General features: G+C 68.0%; 13 protein-coding genes. 7 read left to right on the forward strand and 6 right to left on the reverse strand.

Going from position 1 to position 16,848, the window contains the following annotated elements; genetic code table 11:
• Positions 1-19: 19 nt before the first annotated feature.
• Positions 20-712 carry a response regulator transcription factor gene (locus tag J2852_RS17965; RefSeq protein ID WP_343206775.1) on the reverse strand — a complete coding sequence of 231 codons (693 nt, stop codon included), beginning with the start codon at positions 710-712 and terminating at the stop codon, positions 20-22.
• Between the two features lie 453 nt (positions 713-1,165).
• Here J2852_RS17965 and J2852_RS17970 point away from each other — a divergent pair, with 453 nt between their 5' ends.
• The 6 genes from J2852_RS17970 (at position 1,166) to J2852_RS17995 (ending at position 10,079) form a co-directional block, all read left to right on the forward strand.
• Positions 1,166-3,031: a sensor histidine kinase gene (locus J2852_RS17970; protein WP_209878023.1), complete on the forward strand. Its 1,866-nt coding sequence runs from the start codon at positions 1,166-1,168 to the stop codon at positions 3,029-3,031.
• The gene (locus J2852_RS17975; RefSeq protein ID WP_209878025.1) at positions 3,021-3,662 is read left to right on the forward strand and encodes a response regulator transcription factor; all 642 of its coding nucleotides are present in this window, start codon (positions 3,021-3,023) and stop codon (positions 3,660-3,662) included. The genes J2852_RS17970 and J2852_RS17975 overlap by 11 nt, the downstream gene beginning before the upstream one ends.
• 177 nt (positions 3,663-3,839) lie before the next feature.
• Positions 3,840-4,583, forward strand: a complete 744-nt coding sequence (gene dsrO / locus J2852_RS17980; RefSeq protein WP_209878026.1) for a sulfate reduction electron transfer complex DsrMKJOP subunit DsrO — start codon at positions 3,840-3,842, stop codon at positions 4,581-4,583.
• Positions 4,583-5,716, forward strand: coding sequence for an NrfD/PsrC family molybdoenzyme membrane anchor subunit (gene nrfD, locus J2852_RS17985; protein ID WP_211112268.1), 1,134 nt, complete (start codon positions 4,583-4,585; stop codon positions 5,714-5,716). The genes dsrO and nrfD overlap by 1 nt, the downstream gene beginning before the upstream one ends.
• Positions 5,717-5,759: 43 nt before the next feature.
• The gene (locus J2852_RS17990) at positions 5,760-8,867 is read left to right on the forward strand and encodes a molybdopterin dinucleotide binding domain-containing protein (RefSeq protein WP_209878030.1); all 3,108 of its coding nucleotides are present in this window, start codon (positions 5,760-5,762) and stop codon (positions 8,865-8,867) included.
• Between the two features lie 222 nt (positions 8,868-9,089).
• On the forward strand, positions 9,090-10,079 hold the full coding sequence (locus J2852_RS17995; protein WP_209878032.1) for a c-type cytochrome: 990 nt from the start codon (positions 9,090-9,092) through the stop codon (positions 10,077-10,079).
• Positions 10,080-10,126: 47 nt separating this feature from the next.
• On the opposite strand, the gene J2852_RS18000 is transcribed toward J2852_RS17995, so the two are convergent.
• The 5 genes from J2852_RS18000 to J2852_RS18020 form a co-directional block, all read right to left on the reverse strand.
• Positions 10,127-11,302 (reverse strand): ABC transporter substrate-binding protein, encoded by a 1,176-nt coding sequence (locus J2852_RS18000; RefSeq protein ID WP_209878033.1) that lies wholly within the window; start codon positions 11,300-11,302, stop codon positions 10,127-10,129.
• 3 nt (positions 11,303-11,305) lie between these two features.
• Positions 11,306-11,851 carry a DUF3291 domain-containing protein gene (locus tag J2852_RS18005; protein WP_209878035.1) on the reverse strand — a complete coding sequence of 182 codons (546 nt, stop codon included), beginning with the start codon at positions 11,849-11,851 and terminating at the stop codon, positions 11,306-11,308.
• A 17-nt stretch (positions 11,852-11,868) separates the two neighbouring features.
• Complete coding sequence (locus J2852_RS18010; RefSeq protein ID WP_209878037.1) at positions 11,869-13,446, reverse strand: class I tRNA ligase family protein; 1,578 nt, start codon at positions 13,444-13,446, stop codon at positions 11,869-11,871.
• 44 nt (positions 13,447-13,490) lie between these two features.
• Positions 13,491-13,931, reverse strand: coding sequence for a cupin domain-containing protein (locus J2852_RS18015; RefSeq protein ID WP_209878038.1), 441 nt, complete (start codon positions 13,929-13,931; stop codon positions 13,491-13,493).
• Between the two features lie 65 nt (positions 13,932-13,996).
• Positions 13,997-15,367, reverse strand: coding sequence for a SidA/IucD/PvdA family monooxygenase (locus tag J2852_RS18020; RefSeq protein WP_209878040.1), 1,371 nt, complete (start codon positions 15,365-15,367; stop codon positions 13,997-13,999).
• Between the two features lie 174 nt (positions 15,368-15,541).
• Between J2852_RS18020 and ectB the strand changes: the two genes are divergently transcribed.
• Positions 15,542-16,828 carry a diaminobutyrate--2-oxoglutarate transaminase gene (ectB, locus tag J2852_RS18025; protein ID WP_209878042.1) on the forward strand — a complete coding sequence of 429 codons (1,287 nt, stop codon included), beginning with the start codon at positions 15,542-15,544 and terminating at the stop codon, positions 16,826-16,828.
• Positions 16,829-16,848 lie beyond the last annotated feature (20 nt).

The raw sequence follows: 16,848 nt of genomic DNA on the forward strand, positions 1-16,848 counted from the left end.
GCGCCAGTTAGGGCGGACCCTAATTGATGCGGGCGGCGACCCGTGCCGAACCGGTCATGGCGGGCGACGCGGCGGCGTTCGGCTCCGCATCGTTCTCGCAGCCGGCGGCTTCCCAGAGACGGCCGAGGTCGATGACCGACCCCGCACCGGTCTTCTCCATGATGTGGGCGCGGTGGGCTTCGACGGTCTTGATGCTGATGTCGAGTTCCCAGGCGATGACCTTGTTCTGCTTGCCTTCGATGACCAGCCGCAGAACCTGGCGCTCCCGGTCGGAGAGGGAGGCCAGGACGTGTTCCGCATGCCGTGCGCGCTGACGGCGAGCCGTCCGGGCGCGCTGGACCATGAGGCAGGCGTGGATCTTGTCGAGGAAGGTCGCGCGGCCGAACGGCTTGGCGAGGAAGTCGACCGCTCCCGTCTTCATCGCCTGCACGGCGGTGTCGACGTCGGCCCGCCCCGTGATCACCAGGACCGGGCAGTCGGTCCGCCGTGCTTCCAGGGTGCCGACGAGCGCGATGCCATCCATGTCCGGCAGGTGGACGTCGGCCACGACGCAGCCGTCGATCTCGTCCACGACCGCCAGGAGTTCCTCGGCGCTGCCATACGTCCGATAAGCAAGGCCGTCGGCCAGCAGCATGCGCTCCATTGCGGCCCGGACCTCCGGCTCGTCGTCAACGATATGGATTGTTGGAGCGTGTCCCATGCCATTGCTCATCTTTGAAAACGCGACACCGCCAGTGTGCGGCGGGAATAGGTGGTATCACTAAAGCAATAGCCATGCCGCCGAGGGCCCACATGGGCTGGGGCCGTTTTCATACCAAAGGATGAAAAAACCCGTTGAGCGATTGCTTCATTTTTGTGACGACATGCATTTTGATTTGCGAAATGCGAACAGGGAGCGGCGTCGGGTTGACAACGGCGGAGTGCCTGTTCCCAGGCATTCGGGCGCTGGGATCGGGAACTTCCCGGAAAAACGCGATACGAGACGGCATGCCCCCCACTCCCTGGAGAAAATCGCCCAGCGTCAACGTGACGGTGCCTCAGGTTGAAAGTGGTCGCGGAAGGGTGTATGCGGCGCTCGATGGGCCAACCCGTCGCGCGCCGTTGTGCGAGGCCGGAGGAGCCCACCGGATTGATCCCTTGCCTTCAATCCTCACCCGAGGACGCGATGCGCATCATACCCCGATTGAAGTGTCTGGCGCTGGCTGGTGCGCTTGTCGGCTTGTGGGTGGGCATAGCCACGGCTGCGGAACCGCCCATCCGCGTCGGTGTGCTGGCCTACCGGGGTGGCGACCACGCGAACGCCGCCTGGGAACCGACCGTCCGGTATCTGGCCGAGCGGTTCCCCGAGCGCGGCGCGGAGATGGTGCCGCTGGATCTGCCGGGCATGGAAGCCGCCGTCCAGGCCCGTACCGTCGACTTCGTCCTGACGAACACCGGCAATTATGTGGAGCTTGAGGCGCGCCACGGCGTGACCCGTATCGCCACGCTGCGTTCCTCGCGGGCCGGGGCGTCGGGCGCCGCCATCGGCTCCGCCCTGATCGTCCGGGCTGACCGCACCGACATCCGCGAGGTCGGCGACCTGAAGGGGCGGACCGTCATGGCAATCGATCCGGACGCCTTCGGCGGCTTTCAGGTGGCCTGGGGCGAGATGCTGAAGGCCGGTGTCGATCCCTACCGTGACGTGAAGGAACTCCGCTTTTCCGGCTTTCCGGTGGATCGTGTTGTCTTCGCGGTTCGGGACGGCACGGTGGACGTCGGGGTGCTGCGCGCCTGCGTGCTGGAGGAGTTGGCCGCCGAGGGGCGCGTGGATTCCAGTCAGTTCCGGGTTCTGGCGCCCAGAACGTCGCCGGGCTTCGACTGTGCCCTCTCCACCGACCTGTACCCGGATTGGCCTCTGGCCCGGCTGGCCTCGACGCCGGAGGAGCTGGCGAAGGCGGTCGTCGTCGCCCTGTTCCAGATGCCCGCCGACCATCCGGCGGCCAGGGGCGGAGGCTATGACGGCTGGACGGTGCCGCTCGACTATCAGCCCGTCCACGCGCTGTTCCGATCCCTGCGCATCGGTCCCTACCGCTACCTGCGCGAGGTCTCGCTGGTCGACATCGCGCGCGCGCATTGGGAGTGGCTGGTGGTGGCGGCGCTGGCTCTGCTGTGGTGGGCGATCCACTCGCTGCGGGTGGAGCATCTGATCAAGGTGCGCACCGCTGAACTGCGGTCCGCCAATCGGGATCTCGTCCGCGAGATGGCCGAGCGCCGCCGCGCCGAGGAGACCGCCCGCGAGCGACAGAAGGAGATGGACCACGTCGCCCGCCTCTCCATCCTTGGCGAGATGGCCAGCAATCTGGCCCACGAGCTGAACCAGCCCCTTGGGGCCATCGCCAACTACGCCCGTGGCTGCACCCGGCGTCTGGAAATGGGGACCGGGGAACCGGCCCAGCTGGCGGAGATCACGCGGGCCATTGCGGAACAGGCGGAACGCGCCGGGCAGATCATCGCGCGCATTCGCAACTTCGTGCGCAAGCGGGCGTCCCAGTTGGAACCGATGGACGTCAACGAGGCTGTCCGCGCGGCTATGTCCTTGTGCGAATCCCGCGCCCGTGGCGACGGCGTCGCGATCGTGCTGACGCTCGCCGACGACCTGCCGCCGGTTCTCGCGGACACCGTCCAGATCGAGCAGGTCGTCCTGAATCTGGTTGTGAACGCCCTCGACGCGCTGGAAGGCGCGCAAACTGGCGCGCCGGAGGTCACCGTCCGCACCGGGCGGGACGAGGCGGGGCGGGTCGAGGTCGCCGTGGCCGACCGGGGGCGCGGTCTCACCGACGAGGCGCGGTCCCGCCTGTTCGATCCTTTCTTCACCACCAAGCCGGGCGGCATGGGGCTGGGGCTGTCGATCTGCCGCACCATCGTCGAAGCCCACGGGGGGCATCTCTGGGCCACCGACAACCCTGGCGGAGGCGCCGTGATGCGCTTCGTCCTGCCCGCCGCAGGCAAGGCGCAGCCGGTCGGCAACGAGGAGCAACACCATGCACGCTGACACGAACCACGCTGGCGCGTCCCGCATCGTCGCATCCCGCATCGTCTATGTCGTGGACGACGATCCCGCGATGCGGCACTCGCTGGCTTGGCTGATCGGTTCGCTCGGCGTGCCGGTGGAGTCCTTCGCCTCGGGCGAGGAGTTCCTTCGCGCCGTCCGCCCGGACCAGCCGGGATGCCTCGTCACCGACGTGCGGATGCCGGGCATGAGCGGGCTGGAGTTGCAGGACACGCTGACGCGCGCCGGGTCGTTGCTGACGGTCGTGGTCATCACCGGGCACGCCGACGTTCCCATGGCCGTGCGCGCGCTGCGCGCGGGTGCGGTGGACTTCATCGAAAAGCCGTTCAACGATCAGGTGCTTCTCGACCGGGTGCACGAGGCGCTGGAACAGTCCCACCGCGCGTGGGAGGAGCAGGCCCGCAAGGACCACGTCCGGTCGCTTTTGGCGCGCCTGACGCCGCGCGAGCGGCAGGTCGCCGATCTGGTCGTGGCGGGAAAGCCGAACAAGGTGATCGCTGCCGAGATCAACATCAGCCTGAAGACGGTCGAGGTCCACCGGCACAACGTCATGGAGAAGCTGGAGGTCGGCTCCATCGCCGATCTGACGAGGCTTCTGATCGAGGCTGAGTAAGGTTTTTAACAAAACGTAACCGGCCCTCAAGACGGGCCTGCGACATAGTGTCCTTAGGGTAAACCCTAAAAGGTCTAGGGTTCCCCCCAATGGGATGGCCGGCTCGTCCCCGGTACCTTCGCACCGTAGGGCTCGCGCAATGCGGCGGGCCACGGAATACGTGCGAAGGGGTCTGCCATGGACCAATCACGACGCAACTTCTGTCTGGGCGCCAGCGTTGCGACCATCGGGGCCGCTGCCATCGGCGCGGCCACGCTGACCCCAGCGCCGGCCGGGGCCGCGCAGGCGCGCAAGGGCGGCGACGCGGCGCACCGCTGGGGCATGGTGGTGGACGTGCGCAAGTGCGTCGGCTGTCAGGCCTGCACGGTCGCCTGCATCATGGAGAACGACGTCCCGGAGAACAGCTTCCGCACCATCGTCTCCACCTATGAGGTGACGGAGCAAGGCAAGACCGGCTCCTACATGCTGCCGCGCCTGTGCAACCACTGCGAGGACGCCCCCTGCATTCCCGTCTGCCCGACCGGCGCCACCTTCCAGCGCCAGGACGGCATCGTGGTGGTGGACAACACGGTGTGCGTCGGCTGCGCCTATTGCGTCCAGGCCTGCCCCTACGACGCGCGCTTCATCAACCACGAGACCCAGACGGCGGACAAATGCACCTTCTGCGTCCACCGCGTTGACGCCGGGCTGCTGCCCGCCTGCGTCGAGACCTGCGTCGGCGGCGCCCGCATTTTCGGTGACCTGAACGACCCGGACAGCACCGTCTCCACGTTGATCCGCGAGGAGGCCCCCAAGGTGCTGAAGCCCGAGCAGGGCACCCAGCCGCGCGTCTTCTACATCGGCCTCGATCCGAAATTCCAAGGCAAGGTGGACGGCACCCCGACCCTGTGGCGCCCGGCCCGCGAGAAGGAGCATGCGTGATGGACACCAACATCGTCGAGGTCATCAACGTGACCCGCGAGGTCGCGTGGCTTCCCTGGGCCGTCCAGTATTTCTTCCTGATCGGCCTGTCGGTCGGCGGCGTGCTGCTGAGCCTGCCCGGCTACGCCTTCGCGAAGGATGAATGGCGCAAGCTCGGCCGCGTCGCCCTGCTGGTGGCGCTGACCTGCGGGCTGGCCGCGCCGGTGGCGCTGCTGTCCGACCTGCACCAGCCCGGCCGCTTCTGGCACTTCTACGTCGTGTTCCGGCCGACGTCCTGGATGTGGTGGGGCTCGGTCTTCATCCCCTTCTACGTCACGGGCCTGCTGGTCTACGCCTGGGCCTGCTTCCGCGAGGAGTTCCAGGAGCAGGGCCGCATCGACAGCCGCCTCGCCGCGCTGTACCGGCTGGCCGCCCTGGGTGGTGGCCGCAACGACCGGCTGATCCGCGTCATGGGCTTGGTCGTGCTCGCCGGGGCCGCCCTGGTCGCCCTCTACACGGGCGTCGAGGTCGCCGTGATCAAGGCGCGCCCGCTGTGGCACACGCCCTTCCTGCCGGTGCAGTTCCTCATGACCGCCCTGGTCGGCGCCGCCGGTCTGGTGCTGATCCTGAACCGCTTCGCCGCCGACAACGACCGTGCGGTGGAGGCTCAGGCGAACCGGCTGCTGGCCGGGTTCCTGGGCGCCGTGATGGCGGTCGGCGGGCTGTGGCTGGCGCTCGGCCTGTTCGGGCTTGAGCGGACGCACGCCGAGGCGTTGGAGAGCGTGGCGAATTCCGAGGCTTGGCGCGTCACGGCGCTCTGGGCCGTACTGGCGACCGTGCTGCCCTTCGTCATCGCCGTCGCCAAGCCGATGGGGACCGGCCTGCTGAGCGGCCTGATCGCCGTCCACAGCGCCTGGATGTTCCGCTGGACCGTGTTCATCGGCGGCCAGACCGTGCCGAAGACCGGCGCCGGGTTCTACGAGTACGCGCTCCCGGCCGGTCCGGACGGCCTGCTCGGCATCCTGGGCACCGCCGGCCTGTGGTTCTTCCTGCTGCTCGTCATCACCGCCTTCCTGCCGACCCCGCGCCGCTCGGCGCCCCGCCCGATCCGTGCCGCTCATGCCGCCGACCGCGCCGTGGCCGCTGCCGAGTGACCGTGCACGGGATCAAAGCAGAGGGATCAAAGGAGTCACCGCCATGTCCATCACCCGTCGCCTTCTCCTGAAGACCACCGCCGCGGGCGGCGCGCTCGCCGCCTTCGTCGGCGGCTTCTCCGAAACCGGCCGCAAGCTGGTGAAGGGCGCCTGGGCCGGCGAGCGGCCCGACCACGCCATCTCCGGCAACGCGCCGAAGCCCGAATTCCGCATCGATCCGAAGACCGGCGACATCGCCCGGACGCCCGGCCAGATCGTCGCCAACGTCGCCTGCCTCGGCTGCACCACGCTGTGCGGCGTGCGCGTCCGCGTGGACGTCGAAAAGAACAAGGTGCTGCGCGTCTCCGGCAACCCCTACAGCCCGCTGTCCACCGACCCGTTCCTGCCCTACGGCACGCCGATCAAGGAGAGCTTCAAGTCGGTGTCGCGGCTGGACGAGAAGGGGCTCCAGGGCCGCTCGACCGCCTGCGGGCGCGGCAACGCGGCGCTGGAGATGCTGACCTCGCCGTTCCGCGTCACCACGCCGATGAAGCGTGTCGGGCCGCGCGGCTCTGGCAAGTGGGAGCCGATCGCCTTCGAAACGCTGGTCGCGGAGATCGCGGACGGCGGCGACCTGTTCGGGGAAGGGCACGTGGATGGCCTGCGGGCCCTGCGCGACCTGAAGACGCCCATCGACCCGGCGGCCCCCGAGCTGGGGCCGAAGGTCAACCAAGTGGCTCTGCTGTCGTCCGTCAACGACGGGCGCGAGCCCTTCGTGCGCCGCTTCTTCAACCAGGCGCTGGGCACCATCAACTTTGTCGGCCACGGCTCCTACTGCGGCGGCGCCTACCGCTCCGGCTCGGGCGCCGTGTTCGGCGACGCCAAGAAGATGCCGCACGCCAAGCCCGACCTTCAGAACGCGGAATTCGTGCTGTTCATCGGCACCGCCCCGTCGAACGCCGGCAACCCGTTCAAGCGGCAGGCCATGCTGCTCGCCAAGGGGCGCACGGACGGCGTGCTGAACTACGTCGTCGTCGATCCGGTGCTGACCAACGCCGACAACCGCGCGGTGGGCGAGCGGTCCAACTGGATCCCGATCCGGCCGGGCACCGATGGCGCCCTGGTCATGGGCATGATGCGCTGGATGTTCGAGAACGGGCGCATCGACACCAACTACCTGTCGCAGCCCAACGGCAAGGCCGCCGAGGCGGTGGGCGAGGCCGGCTGGTGCAACGCCACCCACCTCGTCATCGCGCAGAAGGGCCACCCGCGCGAGGGGCGCATGCTGCGCGCCTCCGACATGGGGTGGGTGACGCTGGACGAGAAGGACCGCTACGGCGACAAGGACACCTTCGTCGTCCTGGACGGCGAGGGCAAGCCGGTCGCGCACGACGCGCCGATGGGACCGGCGACGCTGTTCCACGACGGAACGGTAACGGCGCCGGGTGGGGATCTCGCCGTGAAGACCAGCCTGACGGTGCTGCGCGACGAGGCGATGAGGATGGAGCTGCGCGGCTACGCCGAGGCTTGCGGCATCCCCGCCGACGTCATCGTCGGCTTGGCGCGCGAATTCACCAGCCACGGCAAGAAGGCCGCTGCCAACGCGCACGGCGGCATGATGGCGGGCAACGGCTTCTACAACGCCTTCGGCGTGGTCACGCTGAACACGCTGATCGGCAACCTGAACTGGAAGGGCGGCACCATCTTCGGCGGCGGCCGCTTCCCCGACGAGCAGGACGGCCCGCGCTACAAGCTGGCCAGCTTCCCCGGCGCCGTGAAGCCGTCGGGCGTCGCGATCAGCCGCCCCGTGCCCTACGAGAGGTCGAGCGAGTTCAAGGCGAAGAAGGAGGCGGGCAAACCCTACCCGGCCAAGGCGCCCTGGTACCCCAACGCGCCGCAGCTGACGACCGAGTATCTGACCAGCGGCGTCGTCGACGGCTACCCCTATCCGCTGAAGGCGCTGTTCCTGTGGAACAGCAACCCGATCTACGGCATCCCCGGCGTCCGCGCCGCGGTTGAGGCGAAGCTGCGGGATCCGAAGGCGCTGCCGCTGATCGTCGCCATCGACCCTTTCATCAACGAATCCTCGGCCTTCGCCGACTACATCGTGCCCGACACGGTGCTGTACGAAACCTGGGGCTGGGCCGCGCCCTGGGCGGGCGTGCCGACCAAAACGACCACCGCGCGCTGGCCGGTGGTGGACTCCCGCACCGCCGCGCTGGCGGACGGCCAGCACGTCCAGATGGAGACCTTCCTGATCGCCACGGCCAAGCGCCTGGGCCTGCCGGGCTTCGGCCCGGACGCCATCGAGGACATGGAAGGCAACAAACATCCCCTGGACCGGCCGGAGGACTGGTACCTGCGCGGTGGCGCCAACATCGCCTGGCTCGGCAAGCAGCCGGTGCCCGACGCCTCCGACGATGACATCGGCTGGTCCGGCGTGGAGCGCGTGCTGCCCGCGCTGAAGGCGACGCTGCAGGAGGAGGAGTGGCGCAAGGTCGCCTTCATCCTCGCCCGTGGCGGCCGTTACCAGAACCAGGGCGAGGGCTTCGAGGGCGACAAGGCGGCCCATCGCTTCAAGGGCGGGCTGCTGGTCTACAACGAGGCGGTCGGCGCCGCGAAGAGCAGCATCACCGGCAAGCGCTGGACCGGCACGGCGACCTGGATGGAACCGGTGTTCGCCGATGGCACCCCGGTGCGGACCATCCACAAGCCGGAGGAGTGGCCGTTCCAGTTGATCAGCGCGAAGTCGGTTCTGGTCAGCGCCTACACGATCGCCGCCAGCCGCCTGCGCCATCTGCACCCGGAGAACCCGGTCGGCATCAACGTGGAGGACGCCCGCCGCCTGGGCATCGAGACCGGCGACCGCATCCGCATCGCCACGCCGGGCGGAAGCGAACCGGCGACAGCCATCGTCCGGTATGGCGTGATGCCGGGCGTGCTGGCGGTCGAGCACGGCTTCGGTCACAGGGAGTACGGCGCCCGACCGCACGTCATCGGCGGCCGGAGCCAGCCGGACGTGCCGGAGATCGGGGCGGGCATCAACCTCAACGACCTCGGCCTCGCCGACCCGACCCGCCAGGGCGCGTCGATCTGGGTCGATCCCATCGCGGGCACCTCGGTGCGCCAGGGCATTCCGGCCAAGCTGGAGCGCGTTGCCGCCGCCGCATAACCCCCGTCCCACAGACCGATTCCGGAGCAGGGAGGCCACGGGTTGGCCGCCCTGCTTCGGCGTCTCCGGCGAATGCAACGCACGGAGACTACTGGCAAATTAGCATGTACTTATAGAATGGAGCGGGTGAATGTAGTCGTCAACACAGGGCGACGCGGCCAAACGCCGCACGCCGGACAACGAAAAGACAAAAGAGACACACAGGAAGGGTAGAGACACCCCATGAAGACCATCCACACACTGGCCGGCGCGCTCGTCGCCCTGACCATCGGTACGATCACGCTCGCCACGTCACACGCGGCGGATCCGCAAAAGATCGACCTGACCAAATGGACGCCGCCGGACATCGCGACGGTGAAGGACGACGACCTGGGCAAGCTGATCAAGTACGGCCACGCGCTGACGACGGAGACCCACAAGCATCTCGGCCCGGAGGCCGCCGATCCGGCCAAGCGGTATGCCGGGAACAACCTGGCCTGCCAAAGCTGCCACCTGAACGCCGGAACCCAGCCCTACTCGATGCCGTGGACCGGCGTGCATGCGGTGTTCCCGCAGTACCGCGCCCGCGAGGATGCCATCAGCACCATTGAGGAGCGCGTCAACGGCTGCATGGAGCGCAGCATGAACGGCAAGGCGCTGCCGCTGGAGAGCACCGAGATGAAGGCGTTCGTCGCCTACATGAAGTGGCTGTCCACCGGCATCCCGGTCGGCGCGAAGATTGAGGGGGCGGGCACCCGGCCGATCAAGGAACCGGCCCGCGCCGCCAACCCGGAACGCGGCAAGCAGGTCTACGCCGAGGTTTGCGCCGCCTGCCACGGCGAGGACGGCCAGGGTGTGCGCAAGGGGCAGATCGGTGATGGTGAAGGCTATCAGTTCCCGCCGTTGTGGGGGCCGGACAGCTACAACGACGGCGCGGGCATGTACCGCCAGCTGACCGCGTCGGCCTTTGTCCACAACAACATGCCGCTGGGCACCACCCACGAGGCGCCGGCCGTCTCGGACGAGGACGCCTACGACGTCATCGCCTTCGTGAACAGCCAGCCGCGTCCCCACAAGGCCAACCTCGACAAGGATTTCCCGAACCGCCTGCGCAAGCCCGTGGACATGCCGTTCCCGCCGTTCGCCGACGGCCTTCCGGCCGAGCAGCACAAGTACGGCCCCTACGATCCGATCCGCGCCAAGCTGAAGGAGTTGCAGCGGGCGACCCAGTAATCGTCAGGCGTCCCCTCGGCGGAGGAGCTTATGGGTTTCTCCGCCGCTCATGCCAGCCGCCGGACAGAAGGTCGTGGATGGAGAGGAACCGCTGAACCTGACGGGCCGGTTTGATAGGCATCCAAAAGCGCCCATTGGTGGCCGGTGAGTCGGCCTTCAAAGCTGAGGCGCAGGCGACCGTACGGTGTTTCCCAGATCTGGGCGCGGATGGCCGCGAGCACCGCCGCAGGCCCGGTGTTGCCGGCCTTCCGCCACGCCTCGGCGTATGCTCGGACGGCGAGGTAGCTGGTTGAAAAATAGGCGCCGGGTGGCCGGCCCAGCAGCCCGGTGGCACGCGCGCGCAACTCCGCGGCTGGCTGATCGACGAGACGTTGCCCCTCGTCCACCAGAAAGGCGACCGAGCTTCGCGCGGCGATGTCCGGACTGGTCAAGAAGGGCGCCCCGAAGCTGTCGTCGGAGAAGATGATCGGCCAAGGCGCCGTGCGAACCGCCTTCTGCTTTACGACGGCGTGGGCGAACTCCTGCGACCCGAAGACGAAGAGCCTCCGCAGGTTCGCGCCGAAGCCGGTGTTCCGGAAGCCGGCCCTGACGTCGGCGAGGTCGGGCGTGACGAGCGACACCGCCGCCACGTCGTGGCGTCCGTGCAGCCGGACCATCAGGTCGGCTCCCAGCCGTGCGCCGTAGTTCCGCGCCTGGGCGATGATGGCCACCCGGCCGCTCGGCAATTCGCGCAACTCGGCCGCGGCGAGGCATTCGACCTGCTCCCGGTCGCGACCGAAGAACTGGAGTGTGGTGGCCGCTTCGGCACCGCACAGATCGTCCGCGGAGGAACCGGGCGCGAGGAACGGCACCCCGGCAGTGTGGTAGATCCGGCGCGCCGGCAGGGCGGTGCGCGAACCGAAATGCCCTATCACCACGTCAGCACCGGCCCGCACGGCGGCCTGGGCGGCCGCAGCCGCCACCGCTGGATCGCGCCGGTCGTCACCAACCACGATGCGCGCCGGCAGCCCGTCGTCGGCCAGCGCCAGGGTGCAGGCGGCGAAGAGGTCCATCACATTCGGTCCGGCGCTTTCGACCAGCGCGATCAGCGGCCCATCGTCCCCGTCCGCCGGCCGCCCTGTGCCGAGCCAGGGCGGTATGGCAAAGTCCGGCGTGCGGCCGTCATCAAGCCGCAGTGGGGCGGCTTCGACCGGCATAGCGGTGGCGAGCGCGGATCCGTCCATTGGTCAGGCCTCCACGAGGCGGGCCAGGGGCTGCCGGTTGCCGGCGGCGTCGAACGGCTCGCGGAAGGTGAAGGACACCGCCGTCGGGCCATGGTCATGCAGGTGTTCCAGCCGCTTGCAGGCCTGCTTCCAGTTCGGCAACTCGTCCTCTCGGGTCCACCAGACGCAGTAGATCGGCCAGTTCTGCGGACCGAACCAAGCGGTGCGCTCCTTGAACGCGCCCCGGTGCATGGGGCCTTGGTAGGTGTAGCGCCACACCGAGCCCAAGTCGCGCCACAGTGACAGCGTCTGCGCTTGCCGGGTGTGGCCCCGCGTGGTGCCGCCCAGATAGAAGCGCGGGACGGCGAACGGCCCCCATCGCCCCCAATCCTTCTGGAAATTGGTCATCCACGGGATGTCTTCCACCGGCTTGGCGCGGTCGATGAAGCCGGGCGTCCGTTCGGCCTCGACGAAAACATCGGGGGTGCGGTCGTCGAAGTCCTGCACGCCGGAATCCCCGTAGGGCGCGCGCAGGATCGAGAAGGTCATCAGGGCGATGCAATCGGACATGGGGCACCTCCTTCCGGTCAGGCCACGCCGGCCAGGGTCTTGGCCTCGGCCGGCACGGTGAAAAGCTCATCCGGAAGGGCCCGCGCTGCGGCGGCCGGAGCGAAGTCAAGCGACTCGAGGGGCTGGTCGCTGACGCGGGCGAAGAGGTCGCGGCCCACCCGCGGCATCACCGGATAGGCGGCGGCGGCCAAGCACTGCACCAGGAACGCGACGCCGGCGAACCGCCGTTCGGGCTCGGCAGCGGCAGACAGGCTTTCCAGCCGGTCCAGAATGAAGCCGACAAGATGCAGCGTGTCCTCCGCCGCCTGACGCAGGTGGAACCGCTCGATCCCGTAGCTCTCGTGGATGCGCCGAACCGCCTGGCGGCCAGCCGCCAGGAGCGCCTCCTCCGGCGCGGCGAGCGCCGGGCCGTGGAGGTCGAGCGCCTGATTGAAGAGCGCGGCGAGCCGGCGCCAGGGCACGTTCAGCTTCGCCTCGACCACGGTGGTCATGTCGCGCTCGTTGAAATTGCCCTTCTCGAAGCCCGGCGTGTTCATCGCCGCGTAGAAACGCCCCAGGTCAGGGTCGTGGTGCTGGGCGAGATCGCGCGCCCAGATCACATGGTTGGCGCTGGTCGAGAACTTGGCATGGTCGAGGTTGTAGAATTCGTTGATGACGGTGGCGTGCGGCATCCAGCGGTCCAGCCCACCGGCGGCCAGCAGGCCGACGTGGATAACGGCATAGAAATAGGAGTTGTCGAAGCCGAAGAAGTTGATCACGCGCGGCGCCACCCCGTCGGGGAGCGAGCCGGCGGCTTGCTCATACAGGAAGACGAAGTCGGCCATCACCTCGGCCCAGGCGTTGACCACTTGTCCGGGGAAGTGCGGATGGTCGATGGCGATGCCCCAATCGCCCGGCACCGTCACCGGGAAGTCGGGCAGCGGCCCGCGCAGCGCGTCTTCGACCACCCAACGGTAGCGCGTGCGGAAGCGCGGGTTTTCCGCGTAGAAGCGGGCGATGGCGTTGCGGAAGCGGTCGGTTTCCAGCACCAGCACATCGACGGTCCGCAGCTCCAGCGCGGTGTCGCCACTCAGGGTGTCGCGCGGGGCCAGCAGCGTTTCCGCCGTGTTGATCTGCGCGCAGCCCTCGCAGATGCCGCACTTGCACTTGTCCAGGCAGTTCGGGCAATGGCCGGACACGCCCGCCTCGTCCAGGAACCGGCCGCGTGCGCGCGACCAGAAGAACGGGATGGGCTTGCGGACCAGCGCCCCCGCTTCATAGAGACGCAGGAACAGCGCGCGGACGAAGTCGTTGCTGCGCGCGTCGGGCACATGGAAGGTGTCGACGTCGCAGCCGTAGGTGCCCAGCGTTTCCAGGATATCGCGGCTCCATCCCAGTGCCAGCGCCGTCGGGTCGACCCCCTGGCGCTCCGCCGTGACGCGCACGTAGGACTGGTTCATGTCGCTGTAGGAGGTGACGAAGGTCGCGGCCCCGGCGAGCCTTTGCGCCTTGGTGAACACATCACTGGCGAGAAAGGGCCCGGACAGGTGGCCGACGTGCAGACCGCCGTTCGGCGTCGGGGGCGGTAGCGTGACGATGAAGCTCGGCTTGGTCATGGCGACACCATGTGGAAGGAACGGGGTGGTGGAAGGGGATCCGGTCAGGCCGGCGGGACCGGGCGGCGCTGGTCGTCCCAGTAGACGTCGATCATCACGAAGGGCGTGTCAGCGGAGGGGTTGCGCAGCTGGTGCGTGAGGAAGCGGGGGATGTAGGCGACATCGCCCTTGCCGATCACCGTCGTTTCGCCGTTGAGGGTCAGTTCGGCGCATCCGTCCACGACGATGAAGGTTTCCTCCTCGTCATGAGCGTGCGCGTCGACGACGGTTCCGGGATCGAGGACCACCCAGATCACGCCGAATTCGCTGACCGGGCGCTTGGTGTTGACGTTGTCGGGCCAGGGGAAAAGGCGGCGGAGCTTGCAGTTGTATTCGTTGGTGAAGCGGGCGTCGGCGCCGCGGCGGACGAGTTCGGCGAGGCTGAGGCCGTCGATGTCGGGCCGGGTGGCGGGGATGATGGTGGCGACGGACGTGGTGGTGGTCATGGGGACAGCGTCCTTGCGTCAGGGCCTTGCTTCAGGGGTGATGCGGGTTCCGCGGGGCGCCGCGCCTACTCGGCCGGTTCGGGCTTCCGGACCGGTGCGTCGAGAGCGGCGCGCAACGCCTGAGCGATCCGCCAGGTCCGCACGGAGAGCAGACTGAACGACCCCGCGTCGCCGAACCCGTGCGTCGATTCGCACACGCCGTTCAGCATGATCGGCGGGATGGGGCGGGCGGGATCGGCCGGTTCGAGCTGGAAGTCGCGGGTGACGTACAGCGTGCCGTCGGGCCGCTTGCGCGCATGAGGCGCGATGTCGGCCAGCATCGGGTGCCACAACTCCTGCTCCGGGCCGGCGCCGAAGTTCCGGAAACCCGTCGCCACGATGACGGCATCGACCTCCAGCTGCCGCGCCGTTCCGGCGTGGCGGTCGTTCATGGACAGACGCACCGGCCCGTCCGCCATCACCTCGACCGCGTCGATGGACTGGTAGCCGTACAGGGTGATCTGGTTGCGGCCGGTCAGCTTCTGCTCGTACAGCTTGGCGTAGAGCTGGCTGATGACGTCGTGATCGGCCGAACCGTAGTTGCTGCGCCACAGCTCGCGCGTCATCTCGGCCTTCGATTCGTCGGACGCGGCGTAGTAGTAGTCGACGAATTCCGGGAAGTAGATGTGCTCGGTGAACGGGCTGGTGTCCTTCAGCTTGTAGCCGAATCCGCGCTGGACGTTGTGGATGCGCGTCTGCGGGAAGCGTGCCGCAAGGTCGAGCACGATCTCCACCGCACTCTGGCTGGCACCGATCAACGCCACGGACCCCAGCCGCCCCTCGTGGGCCCAGCGCGTGATCGACGTGAGATAGTTGGTGAAATGCACCACCCGGTCGCCGATGTGCGGCGCGAAGACCGTCGGGATCAGGGGCGAGCGGCCGGGGGCGAGGGACAGCCCGCGCGCCGCGATACGGCGGCCCAGGCTCGTCCGCGCCAGCACCAGCGGCGTGCCATCGTCGTCTTCCGCCAAGGTCAGGCGCTCGACCGATTCGGCGTAGGAGACGTGGCGGTCGAACTGCCGCGCCACCCAGCGGATGTAGCGGGCGTATTCGGTGCGCGGCGGATAGGGCGCGTCCAGGTTGAGGAAGTCGAACAGCCGCCCCTCGCTCTTGAGAAAGCTGAGAAAGCCGTAGGGGCTCGACGGGTTACGCGGGGTGACGAAGTCGCGCAGCGGGTTGTGCTGAATGTCCGCTCCTTCCAGCAGCATTTCCGGGTGCCAGTCCGGCGCCACCGCGCGCTCCAGGAACAGCAGGTCGCCACCGTAGCCTCCCTCCTCAAGCGAAATCGCCAGGGCGATGTTTCCCGGGCCGAATCCCACCCCGAGACAGTCCACACGAACCACCTCGGCGCCGGACGCACGGTCGTCGGCATGCAAAGATGTGTAATTCTGACTCATGCGTAAACCTCCGGCATGTAAAGATTGGATTGGCGCGAAAGACACGATGAAGAGGCGCGCATCAATTTTGTGTTGCTCACGTATAGGCTGCATGATAAGTCAATTGTCAACGTTTTTTGGTTGCATGCTGATGTATGAAATCGGTATGCGAGCACGATCAGAAAGTGACGAGCGATGGACTGCACCGTTTTCGAAGCAGTAGAATCACGCGTTCGCTACTATTGCCGACGTTTTCCTGTGATTTTCACCCGGGCCTCGGGAGAACATTTGTGGGATGCTGATGGCCGTGAATACATTGACTTGTTTGCCGGGGCCGGATCACTGAACTATGGGCACAACCACGCCCATTTGAAGGCACGGCTGATGGCGTATCTGGCGGACGATGGGATCGCCCACGGGCTGGACATGCATACCGCCGCCAAGGGCCGCTTCATCGAGGCGTTCGAGGCCTTCGCCGCGGCGCGCACCCGTGGCAAGTACCGGCTGATGTTCCCCGGCCCAACGGGGACCAACGCCGTGGAGGCGGCCATCAAGCTGGCGCGCAAGGTGACCCGGCGGACGGCAGTCGGCGCCTTCACCAACGGCTTCCACGGCATGACGCTGGGGGCGCTGGCCGCCACCGGCTCCACGTCGAAACGGCGCGGTGCCGGGATTGTGCTGAGCGGTGTCGACCGTTACCCGTACGACGGGTATTTCGGCCCGGAGACTGACACGATCGCGCTGATCGAGCGCTATCTGCAGGATCCCAGCAGCGGGTTCGACGTGCCGGCGGCCTTCGTGGTGGAGACCGTCCAGGGTGAGGGCGGGTTGAACGTGGCCTCCACCGCCTGGCTGCGCCGCCTGACTGCGCTGTGCCGCCGCTGGGGCATCCTGCTGATCGTCGACGACATCCAGGCGGGCTGCGGCCGTACCGGCCCCTTCTTCAGCTGGGAGGACGCCGGGATCGACCCGGACATCGTCTGCCTCTCGAAAAGCCTCAGCGGCTTCGGCCTTCCCCTGTCGATGCTCATGATCCGCGAGGACATCGACCAATGGCAGCCGGGCGAACACAACGGCACCTTCCGCGGCAACAATCACGCCTTCGTTACAGCGGCGGCCGCTCTGGAGTTGTGGGACGACCCCGCTTTCCGCGCCAACCAGGAGGCGCTGACCGCCCAACTCGACCGCTGGATTGACGAGACGGTGGCGGCCTTGGGAAGTCACGGCCTTGCGGCGCGCGGGCGCGGCCTGATGCGCGGTATCGCGACCGCCGGGGACGAGGTGGCGGACGCCATCTGCGCCGAGGTCTTCCAGCGCGGAGTGATCGTTGAGACCAGTGGACCGCATGGCGAAGTCGTCAAGTTCATGCCGCCGCTGACCACCCGTCCCGACCGTCTTGCCACCGCGCTGGACCACCTGTCGGAGGCATTCGCCTCGGCTCTGGCGACCACACCGGACACGCTGCCGGCGATGGCCGGCTAACCCCCACAACCCGGCGCGCG

The organism is Azospirillum soli (assembly GCF_017876165.1).
In the GTDB taxonomy this organism is placed as follows: Bacteria; Pseudomonadota; Alphaproteobacteria; order Azospirillales; family Azospirillaceae; genus Azospirillum; species Azospirillum soli.

Bases quoted from the DNA above. Each gene is read 5' to 3' on its own strand.
- dsrO (WP_209878026.1), top strand. From the start codon at position 3,840: ATGGACCAATCACGACGCAACTTCTGTCTGGGCGCCAGCGTTGCGACC.
- J2852_RS18010 (WP_209878037.1), bottom strand. From the start codon at position 13,446: ATGACCAAGCCGAGCTTCATCGTCACGCTACCGCCCCCGACGCCGAAC.
- J2852_RS18005 (WP_209878035.1), bottom strand. From the start codon at position 11,851: ATGTCCGATTGCATCGCCCTGATGACCTTCTCGATCCTGCGCGCGCCC.
- ectB (WP_209878042.1), top strand. From the start codon at position 15,542: ATGGACTGCACCGTTTTCGAAGCAGTAGAATCACGCGTTCGCTACTAT.
- nrfD (WP_211112268.1), top strand. From the start codon at position 4,583: ATGGACACCAACATCGTCGAGGTCATCAACGTGACCCGCGAGGTCGCG.
- J2852_RS18020 (WP_209878040.1), bottom strand. From the start codon at position 15,367: ATGAGTCAGAATTACACATCTTTGCATGCCGACGACCGTGCGTCCGGC.
- J2852_RS17990 (WP_209878030.1), top strand. From the start codon at position 5,760: ATGTCCATCACCCGTCGCCTTCTCCTGAAGACCACCGCCGCGGGCGGC.
- J2852_RS17975 (WP_209878025.1), top strand. From the start codon at position 3,021: ATGCACGCTGACACGAACCACGCTGGCGCGTCCCGCATCGTCGCATCC.
- J2852_RS18015 (WP_209878038.1), bottom strand. From the start codon at position 13,931: ATGACCACCACCACGTCCGTCGCCACCATCATCCCCGCCACCCGGCCC.
- J2852_RS17995 (WP_209878032.1), top strand. From the start codon at position 9,090: ATGAAGACCATCCACACACTGGCCGGCGCGCTCGTCGCCCTGACCATC.
- J2852_RS17970 (WP_209878023.1), top strand. From the start codon at position 1,166: ATGCGCATCATACCCCGATTGAAGTGTCTGGCGCTGGCTGGTGCGCTT.
- J2852_RS18000 (WP_209878033.1), bottom strand. From the start codon at position 11,302: ATGGACGGATCCGCGCTCGCCACCGCTATGCCGGTCGAAGCCGCCCCA.
- J2852_RS17965 (WP_343206775.1), bottom strand. From the start codon at position 712: ATGAGCAATGGCATGGGACACGCTCCAACAATCCATATCGTTGACGAC.